This is a genomic window from Aerococcus sp. UMB7834 (assembly GCF_030215145.1).
Taxonomy (GTDB): domain Bacteria; phylum Bacillota; class Bacilli; order Lactobacillales; family Aerococcaceae; genus Aerococcus.
Genome location: NZ_JASOLI010000002.1, coordinates 175,511 through 198,861, shown reverse-complemented (window position 1 = coordinate 198,861; position 23,351 = coordinate 175,511). Strand labels below are relative to the sequence as shown.

The 23,351-nt window shown below is 47.9% G+C and carries 19 protein-coding genes and 1 tRNA gene; 6 read left to right on the top strand and 14 right to left on the bottom strand.

The window, feature by feature from the left end; genetic code table 11:
• On the bottom strand, positions 1-2,592 hold the full coding sequence (mutS, locus tag QP339_RS02495) for a DNA mismatch repair protein MutS (RefSeq protein WP_284910281.1): 2,592 nt from the start codon (positions 2,590-2,592) through the stop codon (positions 1-3).
• A 219-nt stretch (positions 2,593-2,811) separates the two neighbouring features.
• On the opposite strand from mutS, the gene QP339_RS02490 reads away from it, so the two are divergent.
• A tRNA-Ser gene (locus tag QP339_RS02490) sits at positions 2,812-2,901 on the top strand.
• Positions 2,902-3,140: 239 nt separating this feature from the next.
• On the opposite strand, the gene QP339_RS02485 is transcribed toward QP339_RS02490, so the two are convergent.
• A complete protein-coding gene (locus QP339_RS02485) occupies positions 3,141-3,797 on the bottom strand; it encodes a Fic family protein (protein ID WP_284910280.1) in 657 nt (218 codons plus the stop codon).
• 622 nt (positions 3,798-4,419) lie between these two features.
• Between QP339_RS02485 and QP339_RS02480 the strand changes: the two genes are divergently transcribed.
• Positions 4,420-4,710 carry a CC/Se motif family (seleno)protein gene (locus QP339_RS02480; RefSeq protein ID WP_284910279.1) on the top strand — a complete coding sequence of 97 codons (291 nt, stop codon included), beginning with the start codon at positions 4,420-4,422 and terminating at the stop codon, positions 4,708-4,710.
• Between the two features lie 14 nt (positions 4,711-4,724).
• On the top strand, positions 4,725-5,432 hold the full coding sequence (gene budA, locus QP339_RS02475; RefSeq protein WP_284910278.1) for an acetolactate decarboxylase: 708 nt from the start codon (positions 4,725-4,727) through the stop codon (positions 5,430-5,432).
• Positions 5,433-5,544: 112 nt separating this feature from the next.
• Here the strand turns inward: budA and rny are convergent, their stop codons facing one another.
• The 5 genes from rny to QP339_RS02450 form a co-directional block, all read right to left on the bottom strand.
• Positions 5,545-7,116: a ribonuclease Y gene (gene rny / locus QP339_RS02470; protein ID WP_502869642.1), complete on the bottom strand. Its 1,572-nt coding sequence runs from the start codon at positions 7,114-7,116 to the stop codon at positions 5,545-5,547.
• A 280-nt stretch (positions 7,117-7,396) separates the two neighbouring features.
• Positions 7,397-8,482: a recombinase RecA gene (gene recA / locus QP339_RS02465; RefSeq protein ID WP_070617796.1), complete on the bottom strand. Its 1,086-nt coding sequence runs from the start codon at positions 8,480-8,482 to the stop codon at positions 7,397-7,399.
• Positions 8,483-8,567: 85 nt separating this feature from the next.
• The gene (locus QP339_RS02460; RefSeq protein ID WP_284910277.1) at positions 8,568-9,809 is read right to left on the bottom strand and encodes a competence/damage-inducible protein A; all 1,242 of its coding nucleotides are present in this window, start codon (positions 9,807-9,809) and stop codon (positions 8,568-8,570) included.
• Positions 9,810-9,963: 154 nt separating this feature from the next.
• Positions 9,964-10,542 carry a CDP-diacylglycerol--glycerol-3-phosphate 3-phosphatidyltransferase gene (gene pgsA, locus QP339_RS02455; RefSeq protein ID WP_284910276.1) on the bottom strand — a complete coding sequence of 193 codons (579 nt, stop codon included), beginning with the start codon at positions 10,540-10,542 and terminating at the stop codon, positions 9,964-9,966.
• A 14-nt stretch (positions 10,543-10,556) separates the two neighbouring features.
• Complete coding sequence (locus tag QP339_RS02450; protein ID WP_284910275.1) at positions 10,557-12,923, bottom strand: DNA translocase FtsK; 2,367 nt, start codon at positions 12,921-12,923, stop codon at positions 10,557-10,559.
• Between the two features lie 184 nt (positions 12,924-13,107).
• Here QP339_RS02450 and QP339_RS02445 point away from each other — a divergent pair, with 184 nt between their 5' ends.
• Both QP339_RS02445 and yidC read left to right on the top strand, forming a co-directional pair.
• Positions 13,108-13,380: an acylphosphatase gene (locus QP339_RS02445; RefSeq protein ID WP_284910274.1), complete on the top strand. Its 273-nt coding sequence runs from the start codon at positions 13,108-13,110 to the stop codon at positions 13,378-13,380.
• A gap of 65 nt (positions 13,381-13,445) precedes the next feature.
• Positions 13,446-14,375 carry a membrane protein insertase YidC gene (gene yidC, locus QP339_RS02440; RefSeq protein WP_284910273.1) on the top strand — a complete coding sequence of 310 codons (930 nt, stop codon included), beginning with the start codon at positions 13,446-13,448 and terminating at the stop codon, positions 14,373-14,375.
• 127 nt (positions 14,376-14,502) lie between these two features.
• On the opposite strand, the gene QP339_RS02435 is transcribed toward yidC, so the two are convergent.
• Both QP339_RS02435 and QP339_RS02430 read right to left on the bottom strand, forming a co-directional pair.
• Positions 14,503-15,612, bottom strand: coding sequence for a sensor histidine kinase (locus tag QP339_RS02435; protein WP_070617780.1), 1,110 nt, complete (start codon positions 15,610-15,612; stop codon positions 14,503-14,505).
• Positions 15,609-16,313 carry a response regulator transcription factor gene (locus QP339_RS02430; RefSeq protein ID WP_067972011.1) on the bottom strand — a complete coding sequence of 235 codons (705 nt, stop codon included), beginning with the start codon at positions 16,311-16,313 and terminating at the stop codon, positions 15,609-15,611. The genes QP339_RS02435 and QP339_RS02430 overlap by 4 nt, the downstream gene beginning before the upstream one ends.
• A gap of 120 nt (positions 16,314-16,433) precedes the next feature.
• Between QP339_RS02430 and QP339_RS02425 the strand changes: the two genes are divergently transcribed.
• Entirely contained in the window at positions 16,434-16,586 is a 153-nt protein-coding gene (locus QP339_RS02425) for a MerR family transcriptional regulator (RefSeq protein WP_141744581.1), read from the top strand.
• A gap of 797 nt (positions 16,587-17,383) precedes the next feature.
• On the opposite strand, the gene thiI is transcribed toward QP339_RS02425, so the two are convergent.
• From thiI to QP339_RS02400, 5 genes are all read right to left on the bottom strand, one after another.
• Entirely contained in the window at positions 17,384-18,610 is a 1,227-nt protein-coding gene (thiI, locus tag QP339_RS02420; RefSeq protein WP_284910272.1) for a tRNA uracil 4-sulfurtransferase ThiI, read from the bottom strand.
• A gap of 8 nt (positions 18,611-18,618) precedes the next feature.
• The gene (locus QP339_RS02415) at positions 18,619-19,770 is read right to left on the bottom strand and encodes a cysteine desulfurase family protein (RefSeq protein WP_284910271.1); all 1,152 of its coding nucleotides are present in this window, start codon (positions 19,768-19,770) and stop codon (positions 18,619-18,621) included.
• Positions 19,771-19,845: 75 nt separating this feature from the next.
• Positions 19,846-21,570, bottom strand: coding sequence for a septation ring formation regulator EzrA (locus tag QP339_RS02410; RefSeq protein ID WP_284910270.1), 1,725 nt, complete (start codon positions 21,568-21,570; stop codon positions 19,846-19,848).
• A gap of 250 nt (positions 21,571-21,820) precedes the next feature.
• Complete coding sequence (rpsD, locus tag QP339_RS02405) at positions 21,821-22,435, bottom strand: 30S ribosomal protein S4 (protein ID WP_067972024.1); 615 nt, start codon at positions 22,433-22,435, stop codon at positions 21,821-21,823.
• Between the two features lie 210 nt (positions 22,436-22,645).
• Positions 22,646-23,341: a 5'-methylthioadenosine/adenosylhomocysteine nucleosidase gene (locus tag QP339_RS02400; protein WP_284910269.1), complete on the bottom strand. Its 696-nt coding sequence runs from the start codon at positions 23,339-23,341 to the stop codon at positions 22,646-22,648.
• Positions 23,342-23,351: the final 10 nt, after the last annotated feature.

Below are 23,351 nucleotides of genomic sequence, written 5' to 3'. Positions count from 1 at the left end.
TTAATCCCCTCCTTCCACTTTAGCTACTAGCTTGCGTAAGAGCTCAAAGGCCTGCATAGGAGTGGTATCGTTTAGATTCAACTGGTCCAATTGGTCCATGACCCAGGTCGCTGTCGGATCTTCAGCTTGGGGACTGGTTTCTGCCACACTAAAGAGACTCAACTGTCCCCCTTGATCCTCCCCGTGGCTCGCTTGGAGGTCTTTCAAGATCCGGTCGGCATTGGCTAGGAGACTTTTTGGCATGCCCGCCAGCTTCGCCACATGGATCCCGTAGCTGCGATCAGCTGGACCAGGGAAAATCTTGTGGAGGAAGACCAGTTCCCCATCTTTCTCACTAGCCCCCACGTGGATATTGCGGAGCCCGGGCAAAGAGTCCTCTAAGCTGGTCAGTTCATGGTAGTGAGTAGAGAATAGGAGCTTGGCCCCTAAGTGGTCATGGAGGTATTCTAAGATGGCCTGGGCCAAGGCAATCCCATCATAAGTCGAAGTTCCCCGGCCGATCTCATCAAAGAGCAAGAGGCTGCGGTCGGTCGCATATTGGATGGCCTGGTTGGCTTCCAACATCTCCACCATAAAGGTCGACTGGCCTGAAATCAGGTCATCAGCTGCCCCAATCCGGGTGAAGATTTGGTCAAAAATCGGCATCTTGGCCGATTTGGCGGGAACATAGCAGCCCATCTGTGCCATAATCACAATCAGGGCTAATTGGCGCATATAGGTTGACTTCCCGGACATATTGGGGCCTGTGATCAGTAAGACATTGGTTTTGTCGTCCATTTCAATGGAATTGGGAACGAATTGGTCCTTGCCGATCACCGCTTCCACGACCGGATGGCGGCTGTCAATAATCTCTAAATTCCGGTCGTCTAGAGAAATTTCGGGACGGACAAATTGATGGTCCTCACTGATCTGGGCAAAGCTCTGCAAGACGTCTAGGCTAGCTACTGACTTGGCTAAGGCCTGCAAGTCTTGCTTATAGGCCTTGACCTGGTCCCGGACCTGGATAAAAAGTTGATATTCCAAGTCGATGGACTTGTCTTCCGCTTCTAAAAGGGTTCTTTCCATTTCTTTAAGTTCAGGAGTAATAAAACGTTCAGCATTGGCTAGAGTTTGTTTACGCTCATAGTTATTCTCCTCCAAATCATCAAGAAGGTGGAGGTTGGCCTTAGTAACCTCAATATAGTAGCCAAAAACCTTATTATAACCCAGCTTGAGCGACTTGATCCCTGTCCGCTCACGCTCGTCCGCCTGGAGCTGGGCAATCCAGGCCTTGCCGTGGCGCATGGCCTCCCGGTAGTGGTCGAGCTGGTCATTGAAGCCATCACGAATGATATCACCTTCTGTAACCTGCACATTGGCGTTGGGATCAATGGCTCGGTCAATCAGGTCAACCACTTCCGGTAGGGCCGTCAAAGTCTCTAAGACTGGCTGCCAGTGAGCCTGGCGACTTTCATCCTCTCCTAATAGGATTTGAAGATTATGGACAATAGCTGGCACCTTGGCTAGAGACTGCTTGAGCTGGAGAAGTTCCCGGGCATTGACACTGCCCATGGAAATCTTAGCCACCAGGCGTTCCAAGTCATAGACCCCTTTCAATTGCTCCTGGATCTCTAAACGAACGAAATATTGGTCCATGAGATCAGCCACACAATTCTGCCGGCGCTCAATATCAGCCGCGATAATCAAAGGACGGTCGAGCCACTGACGCAAGAGCCGGCTCCCCATAGCGGTCCGGGTCTGATTAAGGAAGGCCAAGAGACTATTAGCCTGCTGACGGGTCCGAATCGACTCCGTCAGTTCCAAGTTACGCTTGGCATAGTGGTCCAAATGCAGGTAGTGGTCCACCTCATAGTGCTCAGCCTCCTGCCAGTGGTCCACCATCTGGAACTGCGTAGCTTGCACATAGGCCAAAAGCAGGGTCAAAGCTGCCCGCTCATCTGCTGCTTCTATGTCCGCCAAGAGATGGTCCTGGCCTTCAATGACTGCTGGGTCCGGCTTGTAAACCGAAAGCGTGAAGTCAGCTAGGCGCTTGAACTTGTCTAAGAAATCCTCTTCAAGCTCTGTTTCTACCACTAACTCACTAGGCTGAAGCTGGGCAAACTCCGTTAAGAGGGATTCCAAGCTCCCAAGCTGGGTCACCTGCAACTCCCCAGTCCCTAGATCACTGTGAGCTAAGGCATAGCCTGATTTTGCTTTAACCAAGGCACAGATGTAATTATTAGTCTGCTGGCTGCCTTCTTCCAGGTAGGTTCCAGGCGTAATCAAGCGGATCACTTCCCGGCGCACCATCCCCTTGGCTTGCTTGGGGTCCTCCATCTGCTCAGCAATGGCCACCTTATAACCTAAACGAATCAGCTGGCGAATATAATCCCCCGCCGCATGGTAGGGCACCCCGCACATAGGAATGGGGTTCTCTGCATTCTTATTGCGGCTGGTCAAGGTAATCTCTAACAACTGGGCCGCTTTCAAGGCATCATCATTAAATAATTCATAAAAGTCCCCCAACCTAAAAAAGAGAAAAGCATCTGGATACTTAGCCTTCATGGCATCATACTGCTCCATCATTGGGGTTTTCTTAGTCTTTTGAACCATCATGCACTCCTTTGCTCGTATCTTTATCTATCCTAGGCTTTCCAAGCGAGAATGAGCTTGGCCGAACGATTCATCTCCCCATTTTAACACAAATCTCTCAAGACCGCCTAGGCAGGCGGGGAAGATTTTCTGGCCGCTGCCTTATTTTCCAGATGCATGCCGATTTCCACTTGAATTTTTAGCCGATTAGCGTTAAGATAATTCTTGTACTTATTCTATGGAGACGTAGCGAAGAGGTCATAACGCGGTTGACTCGAAATCAACTTGTCGGTGACTACCGGCACGAGGGTTCGAATCCCTTCGTCTCCTTTTTAACGTTTTAAAGCTATCATAAAGGCCTTAAAAGTTGATATCATAGCATGAGGGGAAGAACTATGACCCTGGCAAATAAAATTCTTCGGACTCTTACTTGAGAGATTACACGAGGAATAAAATTATGGCCAAAAGTCCTCCATAGCAAAACTAGATTAAAAAATAGAAAGTGAAAAAGCGTTCAAGTATCTGAGCGCTTTTTCTATTATAAAATTCTAGAGACTAGCTAACTGTTATTAGAATTGCATCATTCGTTCTTTCTCATACTGATAGGATTCCTCTAGCATAAGGGTTAGATTCGCTGTATCTTGATTGGCCAAATATTCAATATACTTAGCGCGAGCCTCTTGGTTAATAATAACTGGCGTCTTTAAATATTTCATCGCTAAAAATAATAAGATTAATCGGCCCGTACGTCCATTGCCATCACTAAAGGGATGGATACGTTCAAAAGTAATATGGGAATCTGCTAAGACAGTTAAAACTTCTTCTTGCTTTTCCAAACGATAAAGGATATTGTCTACCCATTGACTCACTAACAGCGGCGTCTCTTGCGGTGAAGCTGTCTTAAACTCAGCTCCCACAATGGCATTCTGGGAGCTTTTGAACTGGCCCCGATCATGCTGTAAGCGGTCAGTTAATAGAGCGTGAATCTTTTTGACCATGGAAACGCTCAGTGTTTCATCATTATCTAGAGCTTCTAACAAATAGGCAAAGGCTTGCTTATGGTTTTCTATCTCATAAAATTCTCGGATGCTCTTGGATTGGTTGGGTAAGGCATTTTCGACGATAATTGATACGGTTTCTGGTAAAGAAATGGTATTCCCCTCTATCGCACTCGAATGATAGGCCAGTCTAACAAGTAAATCCTTCAAATAATCCTCAGTATACATGTTGTCAGCTCCTTGGCTTTATTTTTATAATTACATCATAAAGCAAGTCAACTCAATAAGCCAGAAGCGCCCATCGAGCTGTGTCTTATTTTTTCAATTAATGAACTAATGGAAGGAATAAAGACTTATTCGCTAGCTTTCTCTCTATAAAAACAAGCAGCCCAGCAGGTCAATCTGCCAGGCTGCTTGTTTTCTATTCATCCATCTCATTTGATTATTTCTATCTAAAGGAAACAAAATCAACTAATCATCTTGATCTTCATCATTGCCATCTTTTATCTTAAAGAAGCTTGACCAAAAGCCTCTTAAGGTTAGATGTTTGCAGAAATAGAACCATGCTAGCGTTACGAAAGATACAAACATCACATATAATACGAATAGTAGACGGTCTAGCAATTTAACCACTTCTCCTCTACGTTTCTCAAGAAGATCTAATTACTTAAATTTTTAACATTTTATCTACTGCACTTTTATTCTAACATAAGATCAAAAAAACTCCACTTGACCGTCCATCGGCTAAAGAAAATTTATTGAACTTTAAACCCTCTATGTTTTTTGCTCTGCCTTCATCCCTTGTGCTAAAATAAGCTTAAATAACTAAGGATAATAAAAGGAGGTTGCGATGATTTCCAAGGCAGCTCAAGACTATTTAAAAGCTGAGGGGGTCCATGCTTTACGGGTGGAATACCCCCAGTCTGTATTCAATTCTTGCTGTGAAGCCAGTAATTTTGAGCCTGAGGTCAAGTGCGGACAGCCCGACCATCCGGAGAACTATCAGAGCTACCAAGCCGGGCCGGTAAGGATCTTCCTGCACCGATCTGTCCGTCTCTCTGACCGGGGCGACTGGGAGATTGGACTCTTTCGCTTCTTAGGCTACAAAAAACTAGTTTTCTCTGGCTTTCGTCCCATTTAATGAAAGGAGTCTATATGTCTAAATTATTTCAACACCAAAGCTTAGGCGATTTGATGGCGGGGTTCTTTGATGGCAGTATCCGTTTCGGTGAGCTCCTTGACCATGGCGATACCGGTCTCGGCACCTTCCACGCCTTCGACGGGGAGTTTATCATGGTCGACGGCCAAGCTTATCAAATTCAAGCTTCCGGCCAGGTCGTAGAGGTCGAGTCTGAATTGACCAGCCCCTATGCTGCCGTCACCTTCTTCAAACCAGACCGCTTTGAAGAAATCAAGCGGCCCACGACCCTGAAAAAAATGCGTTCTGAGATTGGACAGATGGTCCAAAGCAAGAATGTCTTCTCAGTGATTCGGATTGACGGGCACTTCGATTATGTCCATACCCGGGCGGTACCAAAGCAAGAGAAACCCTATCCGCGCTTAGTTGAAGCCACCCGGGTCCAACCTGAATTCGAACAATACGATATCATGGGGACGGCAGTCGGCATCTATACGCCCCACCTCTACGATGGCGTAGCCAAGGGCGGCTTCCACTGCCACTTTATTAGTGATGACCGTAAATTTGGGGGCCATATTCTGGACTACATAGTGACCGACGCCAAGGTCCAAATCCAAACCATCGATAGCCTAGAGCAGCACTTCGCGACAGACTATACAGAATTTATGGAAAACGACATCGACTACGACAACCTCGCCGCCGAAATGGAAGAAGCAGAGGGCTAAAGGGTGAGAGCAAGAGCGTTTAGCTTTCCTTCACTGGAGCAAGTAAAGATAGCAAAAAGAGCTTGGAAATTCCCAAGCTCTTTTTGCTGCAAATTATAAGGGGTAATACGACTTAACGTGCATAGTCGACAGCACGTTTTTCACGGATTACCGTTACTTTAATTTGACCTGGATAGTCAAGTTCTTTTTCGATTTGCTTGGCTAAGTCATGCGAGAGTTTCACTGCTTCAAGGTCATCTACCTGGTCAGGTTGGACCATGACGCGGATCTCACGTCCCGCTTGAATCGCATAAGACTTGCTGACACCGTCGGCACGGTTGGCAATGTCTTCCAAGCTGCGTAGGCGTTGGATATAATTTTCAAGCGATTCTGACCGGGCACCTGGACGTGCAGCAGATAGCGCATCGGCAACTGCGACAAGCACTGAAATTGGTGAAATGGCTTCTACATCCCCATGGTGGCTTGCAATCGCATTGATCACGAGGTCGTTTTCATGGTAGCGTTGGGCCAATTCGACACCAATTTCAACGTGGGTCCCTTCAATTTCATGATCCACGGCCTTGCCGATATCATGCAAGAGACCGGCACGTTTGGCGCAGGCTTCATCTAAGCCTAATTCACCAGCCAGAGTACCCGCTAACTTAGCCACTTCGATACTGTGGCCCAAGACACTTTGGCCATAACTGGTCCGATAATTCAAGCGACCAACGAGCTTAATCAGGTCCGGATGCATATCATGGATGCCGAGGTCGAAGACGGTATCCTCCCCAATGGTACGGATACGGGTATCCATTTCTTTGCGTGCCTTTTCCACTGCTTCCTCAATCCGGGCCGGGTGAATCCGACCATCTGCGATCAAGGCATCGAGCGCGATCTTAGCAATTTCTCGGCGCACCGGGTCGAAACCACTCAAGACGACAGCTTCAGGGGTATCATCGACAATTAAGTCAATCCCCGTTAAGGATTCTAGCGTCTTAATGTTCCGCCCTTCTTTACCGATAATCCGGCCCTTCATATCGTCATTAGGTAAGTGGACAACTGTCACTGAACTTTCAGATACAGTGTCCGCCCCACTCGTTTCAATGGCTTGAAGGATAATCGATTTAGCGATTTTATCAGCTTTTTCACGAATTTCTTGTTCAGCATCACGAATTTTAATCGCAACTTCATTACTCAATTCACGTTCTGTTTCAGATAAAATCAAGTTTTTCGCATCTTCTTGGCTTAAACCCGATACTCTTTGAACTTCTTCTTCACGTTTTTGGATCAATTGGTCCGCATGGGCTTCTTTTTCTTCAAGATTGGTCATGCGGTCACGCAAGGATTGTTCTTTGGAGTTGAGCTGATCTTCTTTATTATCTAGCGTGTTTTCGCGGCGGGTCATGCTTTCTTCCCGCTGGTTCAAACGGTTTTCACGTTGTTTAAGTTCATCACGATCAGCTTTTAAATCTTTCTCAGCTTCGGTTCGATAAGTTTGGGCTTCTTCCTTCGCTTCAACAATCATTTCTTTATATTGAGATTTGGCATCACGCTCGGCACGGTTGATAATATCCTGGGCTGAACGTTCAGCTTCAGCGAGTTCGGCTTCCATCCGTTCCTGGCGACGCTTGTCCCCAACATAGTTCCCGACTAAAAGGCCAACAATTAAAGCAACGATAACGAAGGCTATTCCTGTAAACTGCATAGTTCACCTCCGTTTCTATTTAATTGTAGTCTTAAATACTTTAAATATTTTTACTCAGTGTAAAAACTTTTACACCTATTATATATTGTATATTTTTGTTTCTAATCTGTCAATTGTTCTTTAAAGGCCCCTCAATTTAGACCAATGACTAAGCACAAAAAAGACTAGGAAAACTCCCAGTCTCTTTGTAAAAATTATGATTTACGAACGCTTATTCTTAATCTTTGGCAGTGCGGTTAATTGTTGCTACTGAAGGACTAAGAGGTCTTCAGCTCTGGCCCTATTCCTTATTGTCTTCCTTCTCGTCCACGTCTAAAGCAGCTTGCCCAGTGGCTTCTTCTGAGTCAGACTCAGCGGCTTCACCGCCAAAGCCATAATGGGCACGGACTTGTTGGTCCACCGCTTGGAAAATATCCGGATTTTCCTTCAAGAAGTTCTTGGCATTTTCGCGACCTTGGCCGATCCGGTCATCCCCGTAGGAATACCAAGAGCCTGATTTTTGAATGATATCCAAGTCAGCGGCTAGGTCAACCAATTCGCCAGCTTGGGAAATTCCTTGGCCGTACATGATATCAACCTCTGCCACGCGGAAAGGTGGGGCTACCTTATTTTTGACAATTTTAATCTTGGTCCGGTTACCGATTACTTCCCCTGCGGCTTTCAGTTGTTCACCGCGTCGAACTTCTAAGCGGACGGTAGAATAGAACTTCAGAGCCCGACCACCTGGTGTAGTTTCAGGGTTTCCGAACATCACGCCCACCTTTTCACGGATCTGGTTGATAAAGATGGCAATGGTCTTCGTCTTGTTAATAGTCCCGGATAGTTTACGGAGGGCTTGCGACATGAGTCGGGCTTGTAGACCCACATGGGCATCCCCCATCTCCCCTTCAATTTCGGCCCGGGGCACTAGGGCAGCAACGGAGTCAACAACTACAATGTCGATGGCCCCTGATGAAATCAAGGCATCGGCAATTTCTAAGCCTTGTTCACCCGTATCAGGTTGAGACAGGAGCAATTCATCAATATTGACCCCTAAGTGTTTGGCATATTCAGGGTCTAGGGCATTCTCCGCATCGATAAAGGCTGCAATGCCACCCCGCTTTTGGACTTCAGCGACCGCATGAAGGGCCACCGTTGTTTTACCTGAAGATTCTGGACCATAGACTTCAACAATCCGGCCCCGAGGATAACCGCCGACCCCTAAGGCGATATCGAGAGTCAGTGACCCAGACGGTACTGTTGATATTCTTTGGTCGGCCGTGTCACCTAACTTCATAATGGCACCCTTACCAAAATTTCTTTCAATTTTTTTGAGGGCTTCGTCAAGGGCTTTTTGACGGTTGGAATCGTTGTTGGATTTACTCACAGTACTTCCTCCTTGTCGTACATTTACTCTAGCTATATTGTAGCGGGCTTCTGCTCAAATAGCAAGCAAAAAGCGAACAGTTGTTCTAATTTAATTTTTGGATAAGGGCCAGGCAAGCGGCATGGACTGCTGACCGGCGGATGTTCTCACGCTGGCCTGATAAGTGCAGACGGTGGACTTGGCAGTCGGCGGGACCGGCTAGGCCAATAAAGACCGTTCCGACATCCTGGCCTTCCATCTGGTCTGGACCGGCAACCCCCGTAAAGCTCAAGGCATAGTCCGTCTGAAAGAGCTGGCGGCACCTCTCTGCCATTTCCTTGGCGCAAGCCTGGCTAACCATGCCTTCTTGGTCCAATGTTTCAGCGGAGACACCTAGGACATCGCGCTTGGCTTGGAGGCTATAGGTCACGACGCCCCCTTCAAAAATTTCTGAAGCGCCTGGGCAGTCAACAATAGCAGCTGCCGCCATCCCACCCGTTAGGCTTTCAGCAACTGAGACTGTTTTTTGCTGGGTCTTGAGGGTCTGGACCAGGGCCTGGCTGGGCATATAGTCCAGGCCTTGGCCATAATAGTAAGCCCCAAGGCGGTCGTTAATTGTTTCTTCGAGAGTATCTAAGAGGGCCTGGGTCGTCCCTTCATCCGAGCCACTAGCCGTCAAGCGCAGGGTCAGAACATTATGCTTAGAATAAGTTCCGATGGTGGGATTTTCCTGGCTTTGAATCAAGTCATCTAAGCTTTCGGCTAGCTGGGACTCCCCCAGTCCATAATAATTCAAGTAGCGCGAGCTCAGTACCTGCCGGCTATCTTCAGCTATAAAGTCTTGGATTAAGGCCTTGCCCTCTTCAAGGAACATGGCCCGCATCTCCTTAGGGAAGCCAGGTAGGACTATATAAAGTCGACCATCCTTGACCAGGGCCGTGCCCACCGCTTGCCCCACAGGATTTCTGAGACTTTTCCCCCGGCTAAAATAGAGGGACATGCGTTGGTTCAAGTCCGACATGGTCGCTTTACGCCGGCTAAAATCTTGGCGGACCCGATCTAGATTCTCCTCATCATAGACCAAGGGCTCATTGAGATAGGCAGACAGGGCCTGCTTGGTCAGATCATCTCGGGTAGGCCCGATACCGCCTGAATAAATAATTATATCAGACCGCTCTTCTGCCTGCTTGGTGACCGCTGCTAGGCGGTCGGGATTGTCACCGATAGCCGTTTGGATATAGTGCCCCACCCCCAGTTCTGTCAGTTGTTGGGCCAAAAATTGGGCATTAGTGTTCAGGATTTGCCCCATAAGAATTTCCGTCCCAATCGCAATAATTTCAGCTTTCATTTCTTTCCTCCTTATTCATATATAGACCATTTTTTCCAAAATTCACTTTTATTCTAACAAATTTTTAAAAAAAGCTTGGGCCAAAAGTCCTTGCCTGATAAAAAAGTGACTAGGAGCTTGACCTAATCACTTTTCTTTTTTCTATGCTGAGCCCTTAGAGGCCATCACTAAATACTTTTTTGTTCTTAATGAAATAGTCAAAGCCCGAATAGAGGGTGAAGAAGAGGGCGAGGTAGAGCAAGACCTGACCGATTGAGAAGGGTAGGAAGCCAAAGGGCGCATCATCAACCAAAAGGAAGATGACAGCGAACATTTGCGTCATAGTCTTAACCTTGCCGATAAATTTAGCTGCCATGACCTCCCCTTCTTGTACCAAGATCAAGCGCAGGCCAGAAACAGCTAGTTCCCGCATGAGAATCAGGCTGACCACCCAACCTGGGGCCTTACCTAGAGTCACCAATTCAATCAAGGCCGTCGCGACGAGCATTTTATCAGCGATGGGGTCCGCAAACTTACCGAAATTAGTGACTAAGTGGTCGCGGCGAGCAATATAGCCGTCCAACCAATCAGTAAAGCTAGCAAAGATAAAGACCAAGGCCGCTAAAAACAAATGGGGGTCGATCGCACTGCCTAAGAAATGCCAGGTCCCCCAATCCAAGGGTAATTCCACTAAGAGCAGGAAGACGGGAATCAGTAAAATCCGAAATATCGTTAATTTATTAGGTAAATTCATCTCTCAATTCTCCTTTAATTTGCTTGTGAAGGCTCATCGCTGTTATCGGAAATGTTGACAACCCGTGGCTTAGATCCATTAGCCGGTCCGATAATTCCCCGCTGTTCCATATCATCAATGATACGGGCGGCCCGGTTGTAGCCGATGCGGAAGCGGCGCTGCATCATGGACGTGGATACTGTATCCCGACCCTTGACAAATTCCATGGCGTCAGACCAGATCTCATCGAGTTCATCAGCTGGATTCTCTTCACTGGCTTCGCTGGGCATCATCGCTTCAACATAATTTGCTTCTTGCTGGGACTTCACAAAATCAACTACGCGTTCCACTTCATCATCATCAATGAAGGCCCCTTGGACACGGATCGGCTTGCCCTCGCCCATCGGCATGAAGAGCATGTCGCCGCGACCTAGCAACTTCTCGGCCCCATTCTGGTCGATAATAGTCCGCGAGTCCGTCCCACTGGAGACCGCAAAGGCGATCCGGGAAGGCACATTAGCCTTGATGATCCCTGTAATGACGTCAACGGAAGGTCTCTGGGTGGCCAGGATCATATGGATACCAGCTGCCCGGGCCATCTGAGCTAGACGGATGATGGCAGCTTCCACTTCCTTGGAGGCGACCATCATCAAGTCAGCCAATTCATCAACGATGACAACGATATAGGGCAGGCAGGGATCGTCCGTTCCCTCTTCCCGGTTCTTTTCACGGATATGTTGGTTGTAGCCCTTCATATTCCGAGCCCCCGTTTCGGCAAAGAGTTCATAGCGCCTTTCCATTTCTGCCACAATCTTATTCAGGGCTTGGGCAGCCTTACGAGGGTTGGTCACAACAGGGGTTAAAAGATGGGGGATGCCGTTGTAGACATTCAATTCCACCTTCTTAGGATCGATCATCATTAACTTAACTTCATGAGGTTTGGCCTTCATCAAGATCGAGATGATAATCCCGTTAATACAAACCGATTTACCCGATCCCGTAGAGCCCGCTACCAGCAAGTGGGGCATCTTGGCCAGGTCAGCCATCTGGATGGAGCCTGCAATACTCCGTCCCAGGGGAACTTCCAAGAGTTTGGGGGACTTGGGAGCATTCTCCAAGCTATCACGCAGGGCGACCAGGCTGACTTGTTGGTTAGGAACCTCAATCCCAATGGCCGATTTGCCAGGAATCGGCGCTTCAATCCGAATATCCTTGGCTGCTAGGGCCAGGGCAATGTCATCCGCTAGGTTGGTGATCTTGCTAACCTTGGTCCCGATAGCAGGCTGGATTTCAAACTTGGTCACAGCTGGTCCCAAGTTAGCCTTGACTACCTTGGCATCGACATTAAAGCTCTCGAAGGTCTCCTCTAATTTCTCAATATTGTGTTGGATCACACTGTATTCACCGGACTGGTCCGTTTCTTCGCGATCATTCAAGAGATCAGGCTGAGGCAGGCGATAATTAGGATTCTCTTCCTCGGCTTCCATTTTCATGTCAGCCAGGTCTTCATGGTCCTCCTCTTCTTCCTCATCGTATTCAAATTTTAAGGGAATATTTTGGGCAGGCGCGCCGGCTTGAGCAGGAGCTTCTTGTTGACTCGGACTCGACTTAGCCCGGCTCCCTCCTGAAGACTGGGAAGAGGATAGGCCGACGATTTCTACCGGCTCTCTTGGCGCAGGCTGGGCCTCTTGGTCAGTCCTTTCTTTTTTAGGTCGGATGCGGTTCTTCTTTTCTTTGGGCTCAGACTGCTTAGCCTTTTGCTTGGCCTTGGCCTGGCGCTTCTCTGACTGCTTCTGCAAGTTCTCCTTACTATCTGCCAGGAAATTGGAGAACCAATCTGAAAAGACCGTCCAGAGCATCTGGATGCCTTCCAAGAATTCCTGCCAGGAGATATTCATGACAAAGCAGAGCAGGACCAGGACGGCGATAAAGATGAGAACATAAGTCCCCACTTGGCCCAGAGTAAAATAAGAGACAGTGTAAAGCAAGGCCCCAAGCATGCCCCCACCCAAACTCTGGCTGAAGGTCCCCTGGCGGAGGGCTTCCGCCGCTAAAGACCAGGTCACATTAATCAGAGACTGGCCCTGATCCGCAAAGGCTGAAAAATACCAAGAATGTAAGATCAGTGCTAGCAGGGGCAATAGCCAGAGACAGGCTTGGGACAGACGGTTGCGCAAGTTAGGGCCCTGGCCTGTTAGAATCAGCCAGACCATGGCCAAGGTCAGGCCAACAAAGACCGGCAAGTAAAGCTCGCCCACCAATAAGCGCATAACCTGGGCAATGAGCCGGCCGACAAAGCCTAAGCGGAAAATGCCAAATAAAATCACTACAAGCATGCCAAGGGCAACCGCTTCATTTTTAAATGTACGTTTTTTTGTTTTTTTCCTTCTTCTTTTTGCCATTGACTTCCGACAACATCCTTTCTCGACTAATCGATTCGACGATTATACACTCTATATTATATACAATTTTCAGCTTTTACGCAGCTTATGGGCTAGGAATAATTTCCCCACAAGTTAGATTTCTTTACTAGCTATTCCCCCAGCCCAGCAAAGCATGCTATGATTAAGGAAAGGAGGTTGCAAGATGTTAACCAGTAAACTTCGTATCAGCGGCCGGGTCCAAGGGGTCGGCTTCCGTTTTCACTGCAGTCAACTAGCCCGCCAGTGGCACTTAGGGGGTTCGGTTAAGAACGAGGCAGATGGCAGTGTCAGCCTGGTCCTCCAAGCAGATGCCCAGACCCGAAAGGATTTTCTCCAAGCCCTCGAAGAAGCCAATCCCTATGCGCGGATTGACCAAGTCGACCTGATAGCCGAGGAAGACTTAGACTTTAAAGATTCTTTTGAAACGCTTTATTGAAATCATAAGCGAGTTTCGATAGAATAATAGGGTAAGTTTTATCAAAGATTAAAGGACGTGACATATTGTTTAAATCATTGACAGGCAAGCGGGCCAAACTGCTTGCCCTGACGCTAACTAGTACCCTATTACTAGCTGGCTGTGCCAACCCGAATAATCCGGACGGCTTTGGCTTCCGTTGGTTCGCCATGCCGATCAACCGTTTACTCAACTGGTTTGCTGAGATCTTTAATGGAAATTATGGCCTAGCCATCATTACCATGACCATCCTGGTGCGTCTGGTTCTTCTACCGCTCACCATGCGCCAGTTGAACTCCACTATGGAACATTCGGTCCGGATGAAAGAATTCCAGCCCTATATGAAAGAAATGCAAGAGCGGCAAAAGAATGCCAGCTCTGACGAAGAGCGGATGCGCCTCGCCATGGAGCAGCAAGAATTTCTTAAAGAAAATAATATCTCCATGCTAGGCGGGATGAAAGGCTGCCTGCCTCTCCTTATTCAATTACCGATCTTCTCTGGCCTCTATGCGGCAATCCGAACCAGCCCTGAAATCAAGGCCTACACCTTCTTTGGCATTCCTCTAGGCGAACCAAGCCTACTCTTCGCCATCATTACGATTGCCCTCTATGCCCTGCAATCTTGGGTTTCTCTCCAAGGTATTCCAGAAGAGCAACGGGCTCAAATGAAGATGTCGATGTTTATGATGCCGATTATGATGGGCTTCATCGTCTTCAGCGCACCAGCTGGTCTGACCCTCTACTTTATTGTATCAGCGCTCTGGGGTGTTCTCCAATCGCTCTACACCAATCTCATCTACCGGCCACGCATCACGGCCCGTATTGAAGAAGAGATGAAGAAAAATCCAATTAAAGCGAAAACTAGTCCAAGCACACAAGCCAAAGACGTCACCCAAAGCGTCAAAGACGACGCCCCTCGTCAAATTGACAAGGGTCCGAAAAAAGGTCGGAATGCCGGCAAGCAAAAGCGTAAGTAGACGCTAGCAATTCTTGAACATCTGTAACTTAATGACCAAATTCAAAAAAAGAACGGATGCTCACTTATCACAAAAACAAAATTAAATGCCTTAAAGCAGCACACTCGTCCTGCTTTAAGGCATTTTTTTAATTTGCATCTGAGTCTTCTTCCACTGACCGGACCTTATCGTCAACTTCCTCAGCTAAGGGCAGGCGGATGTGGAAGACCGAGCCGCTATTCAAGGAAGATTCCACGAAGAGCTGACCCTTGTAACCCTCGATCAGCTGACGGGCAATGGGAAGCCCGAGACCATTGCCACCTCTTTCCCTAGACCGGGCCTTATCCACCCGGTAGAAGCGGTTAAAGATCTTATCCTGGTCTTCTTGAGAAAGCCCTTCGCCAAAGTCCTGGATGGCGATTTCCACATAGCGGATCACATCCGTAGATACCGTAATATGAATCAAGGGGGTATCGGTGGAATACTTGACTGCATTGTCCAATAAGATAATGAGGCACTGCTCTAAATGGTGGCGGTTAATGGCCACATAATAAGGCTTAGAGAGCTCATTATTCAAGATGAAGGTGAAGTCAGGGTGGAGCATCTTGAAGTTCTCATAAGACTCTTCCACCACCATACCGGCATCAACCGCCTCATCTTGGTAGTGAATCTCCACTTGGCCAGCCCGCGACAGGTCGAGCATCTCTTGGACCAAAACGCGCATGCGCTCAATCTCACTCAGGGCCGATTGGATGGACTCCTGTAAAACTTCCGGATCATCCTTGCCCCAGCGGTTGAGCATCTTTAAGTGCCCCTGGACAATCGCAACTGGAGTCCGCAGCTCGTGAGAAGCATCCTCGACAAAATGCACCTGCTGGTCGATATAATGGGTCATCCGGTCTAAGAGCTGGTTAATCCCCAGGGAAATATCCGTCAGCTCGTCCTGACTATCGCGGATGATCACCCGGGTATCGGCAATGCTCTTAAAGGAGATTCGATCCAGGGTAAATTTAATATCGCGGATGGGCTGGAGCATCCAAGACGCCGTTAAGAAACCTGCCACCCCTGAAGCAAAGAGGAGGAAGAAAGCGATAAAAGTGAGCGAGACCACTAATTCTCCCGGACTCAAGATCACAATCGCTATTGGTACCAGCATGGCAATGAGCCAGATAATCCCTGATAGGCAGAGCCCCCATTTCCAAAAAAGTGAAATTCGCTTTTTCTTCTCTTGGTTATCAGGTTGATTATCTAATTTCATTGTTCAGTCCTCATCACATAGCCTGTTCCGCGCACAGTTTGAATATAAGAAGGTTGGTCTTTGCGGTCAATCTTATTGCGCAAGTAACGGATATAAACATCCACAACATTAGTTTCAATCTCAGTGTCATAATTCCAGACCTTATTGAGTAATTCCTGGCGGGAGAGGACGACGTTGACATTCTCCATCAAAGTGACTAAGAGCTCGTATTCCCGCTTGGTCAAGTCGATGATATCATCCCCCCGGTGAACAATCCGGTTTTCTTTTTCGACCGTGATATCCTTAAAGGTCAGCTTGGTTTGTTTCACTTGGAATTCACTCTCTGCAATATTGATGCGACGAAGCAAGGCCCGCATCCGTGCCAGGAGTTCTTCAATCGCAAAAGGTTTAACAATATAGTCATCGGCACCCTGATCCAAACCAGACACCCGGTCAATAATAGAATCGCGGGCAGTCATCATAATCACTGGTGTCGTCTTCTCATGGCGCAGGCGGCGGCAGACTTCCACCCCATTAATTTCTGGGAGCATGAGGTCGAGCAGGATAATATCCCAGTCTTCTTCAAGAGCGGCCTTGAGTCCCGTCCGGCCATTGTAGCAAGTTTCCACTTCATAGCCCTCGTATTTCAGCTCCAATTCAATGAAACGGGCTAAATTCTTTTCATCTTCAATAATTAATACACGTGTTGCTTCTTCACTCATCTCATTCACACTCCATCTCCATAATATTTAGTTTTTGTGAAAAAATATTCCTTAAGCAATTCATATATCCCTATGCTATAATAAAAAGCGTACAGCTTACAAGAGAAAGCGAGGTTTCTTATGCCACAGCACATGCCAAAATCTAAAATGTACAATAACAAAAAGAAGAAAAAACGTCGTGGCCAAATCTTAATCTGGATCGGCCTCATCGCCATCATCGGCTCCGTCGTCTTCGCCACCGCCATGGCCCTCTACGGCTACTACGCCGGGTAAAACAAGGGTGTGAGCAGTTGCGTCTAGACTTGAATGACTGGAGCCCAATCGGATAAGAACGGCTTTAGCCGGTCGTTCCGATTGGGTGAAGTCACTTCAAGTCTGCAACTGCGAACCCAACTAACAAGGGTGTGAGCAAAGGCGTCTAGAAAGGGATGACTGGAGGAAAAGCGGATAAGAGCGGCTTTAGCCGGTCGTTCCACTTTTCTGAAGTCACTCCCTTTCTGCCTTTGCGAACCCTACTATAGGGTGTGAGGGCGCGCGGGTAGAAGTGGACCTCTGGAACAAAAAACCGAAGAAGTCTGAAAGACTTCGAAGGGATTTTGTGAAGAGGAGCCACTTCTGCGCGACCGAACCCAACTAACAAGGGTGTGAGGGCTGGCGCTTAGCTTTCCTTCACTGGAACAAGTCACCAGAGCAGTCTGCAAGACTGCGGCGGAGACTTGTGAAGTGACAGGAAAGCTGCCAGACCGAACCCGACTAGACAGGGTGTGAGCAAGAGCGTTTAGCTTTGGATGCTTGGAGTAAGTTGGGATAAGGGCAAGCCACGCTTGCACGTTCCCAACTTGCGAAAGCACGCCAAAGCTGCTCTTGCGAACCCTACTAGCAAGGGTGTGAGAGGATGCGGGAGAAAGGGACCTCTGGAGTAAAAGACCTGAGAAGGCTGCAAGCCTTCGACGGGCTTTTGCGAAGAGGAGCCCTTTCTGCATCCTCGAACCCGACTAGCAAAGACTGGGAACCCCCCAGTCTTTTTGTATGCTCCCAACTTTTATCACACTCTAATGCTTACTTCTATTTTACAACAAATCTTCAAATTCATCTGCAATATGCTCAGCTTCTTCGACTTGGTCTTGCCATTCAATCCGCTCAAACTTGGTCTGGTCGACTGCTGCTTGGACGAGTTCATCGATGGCTAAGCGTTTTTCCAAGTATTCCACCTCGTCCAAATGGGGCTTGGTCTTAGGCGATGGCGGCGCAAAGACGGTACAGCAGTCTTCGAAGGGTTGGATGGATAAGTCATAAGTGTCAATTCTTTCTGCAATATCGATAATCTCAAGCTTATCCATGGTCACTAGGGGACGGAGGATGGGTGTCGAGGTGACTTCATTGATGGTGTACATACTCTCTAGCGTCTGAGAAGCCACCTGGCCTACCGATTCCCCGTTTACAATGGCCAAGCCGTCATACTGGTCCCGCAAGCGGTCTGCCACCCGATACATCATCCGCCGGGTCACGGTCATCAGGTATTCTTTAGGGATTTTTTCTTTGATTTCTTCCTGGATCTCAGTAAAGGGCACTTCTAAGAAGTTAATCCAGGCCGAAAAACGACTAAGCTTGCCGGCTAATTTTTTAGCCTTTTCTAGGGCTTGAGGGCTGGTATAAGGTGGTGAGGCAAAATGGAGGGCGGTCACCCGGATGCCCCGCTTCATGGCCAAGTAGCCAGCTACCGGCGAATCGATACCTCCCGACAACATGAGCGTCGCTTTGGCACTGGAACCCACGGGCAAGCCACCCAGCCCTGGCAGCCAATCCGTCGATAAGAGGAAGTCTTGCTCGCGCACCTTCACCCGCAAGGTCAGATCAGGTTGCTTGAGCTGGACCTTGAGCTCTGGATAGGCTGCGCCGACATGGGCACCTAATTCCCGGTTGATGGCATTAGTATCTAGACGATAGGAATGGTCCGAACGCGAGGTAGCAATCTTAAAGGTCTTAATATCAGACTTGGCCATCTCCTTAGCGACTACTTCAACAGCCACTTCTTTAAGTTTCTCGAAGTCGCGTTCGATGGTTAGCGCCGGACTGTAGGACTGGATGCCGAAGACATCCTGCAGGCGCTCGAGAATCTTGTCTTGAGGGGCATCTTCAAGATGTAGGAACATAAAGTCGTGTTGCTGGCTAACTTTAACTTGGGGATAGTCATAGAGGGCGCGCTTGATATTATCCGAGAGTATCCGAATAAAACGGCGCTTATTCTTACCCTTAATGGACAATTCCCCATAGCGGATCATAATAATTTTTTTCATAGGACCTCCTATTGGATTTTAGCAAATTTGTGGAGTAAGCGGCGGTAGACTTCGATAAAGTCTTCCACTTCTTCCATTCGGTTGTCATATCCGAAGCTCAAACGGATAGCACACCGGGCCAGGCTAGGATCTACCGGCATAGCGGCCAGGGTCGAGGATCCTTGCTGGCTCTTCCGGCTGGCACAGGCAGAAGTCGTTGACACATAGATGCCCTCTTCTTCTAAGGCGTGGACCATCACTTCACCACGAACGCCTTTGAGGGCAAAGCAGAGAATATGAGCCGCACCATCCTGGGGACTGAAGACAGTTACCTGGTCCCCCTCCTCCGCCAAGAACTGACGGAGCCGGTCTTGGAAGGCTTGGTGACTCTTACTTTCCTCATTAGCGCCTTCCTGGGTCAAGCGCATAGCCTTAACGGTAGCCACAATGGCGGGCAAGTTCTCAGTCGAACTCCGGAGCAAGTGCTCTTGGCCGCCCCCATCTAAGAGGGGCAGGATCTGCCGGTTGGCCTTCTTATATAGGATACCACATCCCCTAGGCCCATTGAACTTATGTGCTGAAAAACTCATCAAATCCACCCGGGAATGGATAAGGGGAAGTGGGGTCTTCATGAAACTTTGAACCCCATCCACATGAAAATGGATGCTCGGATAGTCTTCTAAAACCTCAGCCAATTCCGCGATAGGTTGCTGGCTCCCAATTTCATTGTTGATGGCCATCACAGAGACCAAGGTCGTATCAGGACGAATGGCCGCCTTCAAGTCTTCGGCATGGACCTTGCCCTCCTTGTCTACAGGCAAGTAGGTCACTTCAAAGCCTTGTTTCTCAAGGGCCTGCATGGTATTCATGATGGCGGGATGTTCGACCTGACTGGTGATCAGGTGCTTGCCTGCTCCAGCTTTTTCCAGGGCTGTTCCTTTAACCGCCCAGTTGTCTGACTCCGTTCCCGATCCCGTGAAAAAGACTTCCTCTGGCGAACAGCCTAAGATATCAGCAGCCTGCTTGCGGGCTGAGTCTAGGAGACGGTGGGCCTGGTTACCCAAGGCATGGAGGCTGGAAGGATTGGCATAGTAAGTTTCCATCGTTTTAAGCATAGACTCTGCTGCTTCTTTAAAGATCTTAGTGGTGGCACTGTTGTCAAAATAGATGGTTTTTGACATAAAGTTAGCTTCCTTTCTCTTAAAACAGTGAACCCTCTCCAGATTTCGCCGATCAGGAGAGGGAACTTGACGATACTAATAATTATATTTGTTCTTATCTGCGCGGTAAATTTTCTCGATTTCGCTCTGAGCTTGGCTATCGAATTTCGCTACACAATCCACGATGGCCTGGTAGGCTCCCTGATAATCGTAGCGCTCATTGAAGAGGTAGTGGGAATAGTCCACCGCATCATTAATCTCAGGATGGTTAGCTCGGTAACGGTTGGCATATTGGATAGCTGTCTCGGTCAAGCGCACATAGTCGAGGGTCTTCTCAATTTCCGTATCCAAATATTCAATATCCTCAGAAGCAATTTGGCTCAAGCGGTTGATTTCTTCCATATCCAACTTGACTCGGTTGAGCTTGGAGCGCATGGCATCCAAGGTATCCTCACAAGCAAAGAAACGGTCCAGATAACTTGGATCTAGGCCAGGCAGGTGGTACTGGCCAACCTTGCGCTTGATATTGCGGAGGTCGAGCTCGTAGAGATAGAGCTGGTCGCGGGCTTCCCGCTCCTGCTGCTTGAGACCAGCCAATGACGAAACAATCTTGGACTGGCCTTTCTCAATCTCAGCTAGGGTCTCATAACTATCCCGGTAGCGGGTTTCCATATCGCTGTAGGCAATGGTATGGTTGCCTTCCTGCTGGTTGGTATAATCGATCGTTTCCTGGAGGCGGTCAATCTGATCAGCATAGTCACGCATCTGGGACATCTCGCTACCCGATAGCTGGTAATTCTGAGCAACACGGTCGATCTCTAAGATGGCATAACGGTTGGACTGGTGAACCTTACTTAGGGTTTGTTGCATAGCCCCCTGGTTGCCGCCAATGTATTGTTTGGCTCGAAGTTCCGCTTCCATCAGTTCATAGGTCCGATCAATCTGTACTTCCGCCCGCTCCATAATGGCTTGGGCTTCATCCAGGTCAGCCCGAGCAATGGCTTCCTTGGCATTATTGATGACCTTGTCCACTTGGTTGATCTCTTCAGGAATATCCACATCCATAGGGAAACGATAGTCTTCATCCAACATAGCCTTATAGCCTTGGTTGAGGTCTTCATACTGGGCCCGGTATTCTTCATCGATCCGAGTCAGGAGGCTAGGAATTTCTTCCATCATCCCCTCTAAGGACTCAATGTCCCGCTGGATCTGTTCTAAGATTTCATGGGCCCCGATAAAGTCCCCATCATTCATCAATTCATTGTATTTGGTGAAATCTAATTCAATATAGGACAAGTTCTTCTCTAAAGTTTCCTGGGAAGGCCCGTAAGCATAGCTATGAGCAAGTAATTGCTTGCGGATCTTAGCATAGCGGTCATAGAGCTCTTCATGGTAGCTCGCATTGGCGTCCTCCTGGTCCAAGAGCTTCTCCAAGCGCTGGTTAATCCCCTCGACTTCCGTCCGAGCTTCCTGGAGTAGGTCTTCCGCCTTGTCCGACATTTGCCGGGCTTTAATTTTTGAAAATAATTTATCTGTAGCGTCCTGGGCTGAGACGAGAACCGCTTCAATTTCGGGTAACTTGTATTGGGTTACGGTTTGCCAATTGGCCTGTTCGTTCTCGAGCGCCCGTCCGGTTTTACCTGTTACATTCTTGTTTTTGATCGTATAGAGTTTGTCAGCAACCGGAATCGCCATGATTTCTTGTTTCTGCTCATCCAGTTCCTGATTGGTCTTAGTCTGCTTCTTACTTAAATAATACAGTATGCCATAGCTGATGAGCACAATCAGAATCACGACGAGCAATGCGATTAATAGCTCCACATTCGCTCCTCCAATTCATTAATATTTTATCATGTCTTACTTTCTTATACTCATAAATTATAGCAGAAAAAAGCCCTTTAGCCTAGGGAGAGTCCATAAAAAGCCCTTGACTGCCCTTCTTTCTTTTCTGAGCTTTTGTCAAAGTGTCTGCTTAAGCATCCAAAATTTTAATTTTGCTCTTTGGAAATTATTTTTTCCGACAAAAAAGGAGCCAGCCAGGCTAGCTCCTTTAAATCGTTTAAGCTTAAAATTAAGATAATTGGTTGTAGTATTCAACGACGAGTGATTCATCGATATCTGGGTTCATTTCGTCGCGTTCTGGGTAGCGCGTTAATGAGCCTTCGAATTTTTCTTCATCGAATGATACATATGGAACGTGGCCGTATAAACCTTCAACAGAATCCTTGATCACTTGGATTTCTTTAGATTTTTCACGAACGCCGATCACTTGGTCAACATCCACTAAGTAAGAAGGGATATCCACACGTTTGCCATCAACTAAGATGTGGCCGTGGGTAACCAATTGACGAGCTTGGCGACGAGTTGAAGCCAAACCTAAGCGGTAAACCATGTTGTCTAAGCGACGTTCAAGTAAGATCATGAAGTTAACCCCGAGCTTACCTTCTTTAATTTTACCAGCTTTTACGAACAAGTTATGGAATTGTTTTTCAGTCATCCCATAGATGTACCGTAATTTTTGTTTTTCTTGTAATTGTAAACCGTATTCTGAAAGGCTCTTACGGCGTTGGTTAGGTCCGTGTTGACCTGGTGCGTAAGGGCGACGGCTTAATTCTTTACCTGTACCGGATAATGAGATCCCTAAACGACGGGATACCTTCCATGTTGGTCCTGTATAACGTGACATTGATGAATTCCTCCATATAAATTGATTTATTGGAGTAAAATAAGTCATTCAGCTGATCGCATTCGTGCAGTCCGCTCCTTGGCTTTCTCCTATTGCAGCCGCGGATACTTGCTTCACCTATGTGGGAGGACTGTTGACGAGCTTGCTTCAACTGTGCTGCATTATTTTACACAAAGATTATCTTATCAAGCTTTAATCGGCTTGTCAAGCTTAATCTTTCAAATATTGGCCGATAAAGTTCAAAGTCAACCGGGCACTCTTAGGCCCCACTTCAGAAATAAATTGGTCAAAGTCAATAGCCGCATCCTGCTCAGCAGTGTCTGACATAGCCCGAGCAATCAGGAAAGGAAGCTGGAACTGATAGGCGACATGAGCAATTGCCGCTCCTTCCATCTCGGTACAGAGGGCACCTGGAAGATTCTGGGCGATCTCTTCCACCTTGGCTGGGCTTGCTACGAAGCTATCCCCTGAAACGACTAAGCCTCGGTTGACCGTCTCGCCCTGGTCAGCCAGGCATTGTTCGAAACGTGAAAGGTAATTGGAATCTGCTTGGAAACAGGCAGGCAAGCCCTCAATCTGGCCATAAATCTGGTCAAAAGCGGTCATGTCAACATCATGGTAGGCTGCTTCCTGGGCAAGGACTAAGTCGCCCACTGCCAGGTCCTTATCGACAGCTCCCGCTGAGCCATTATTAATAATCAGGTCAGGTCCGTCCATAGCTAGCAAAGTTGTCGCTAGGGCCGCATTGACCTTGCCAATCCCACACTGGGCAATGGCAAGCTCGTGGCCTTGGTAATGGCCCCGCCAGATCTTAACGCCTGCCTGCTGAGAAGCTTCGAGGTCCGTAATTTCATCTAAATAGTAGCTAATTTCCTTGGTCAAGGCTGCAACAATAGCAATCTTCAAGCTTTTCATC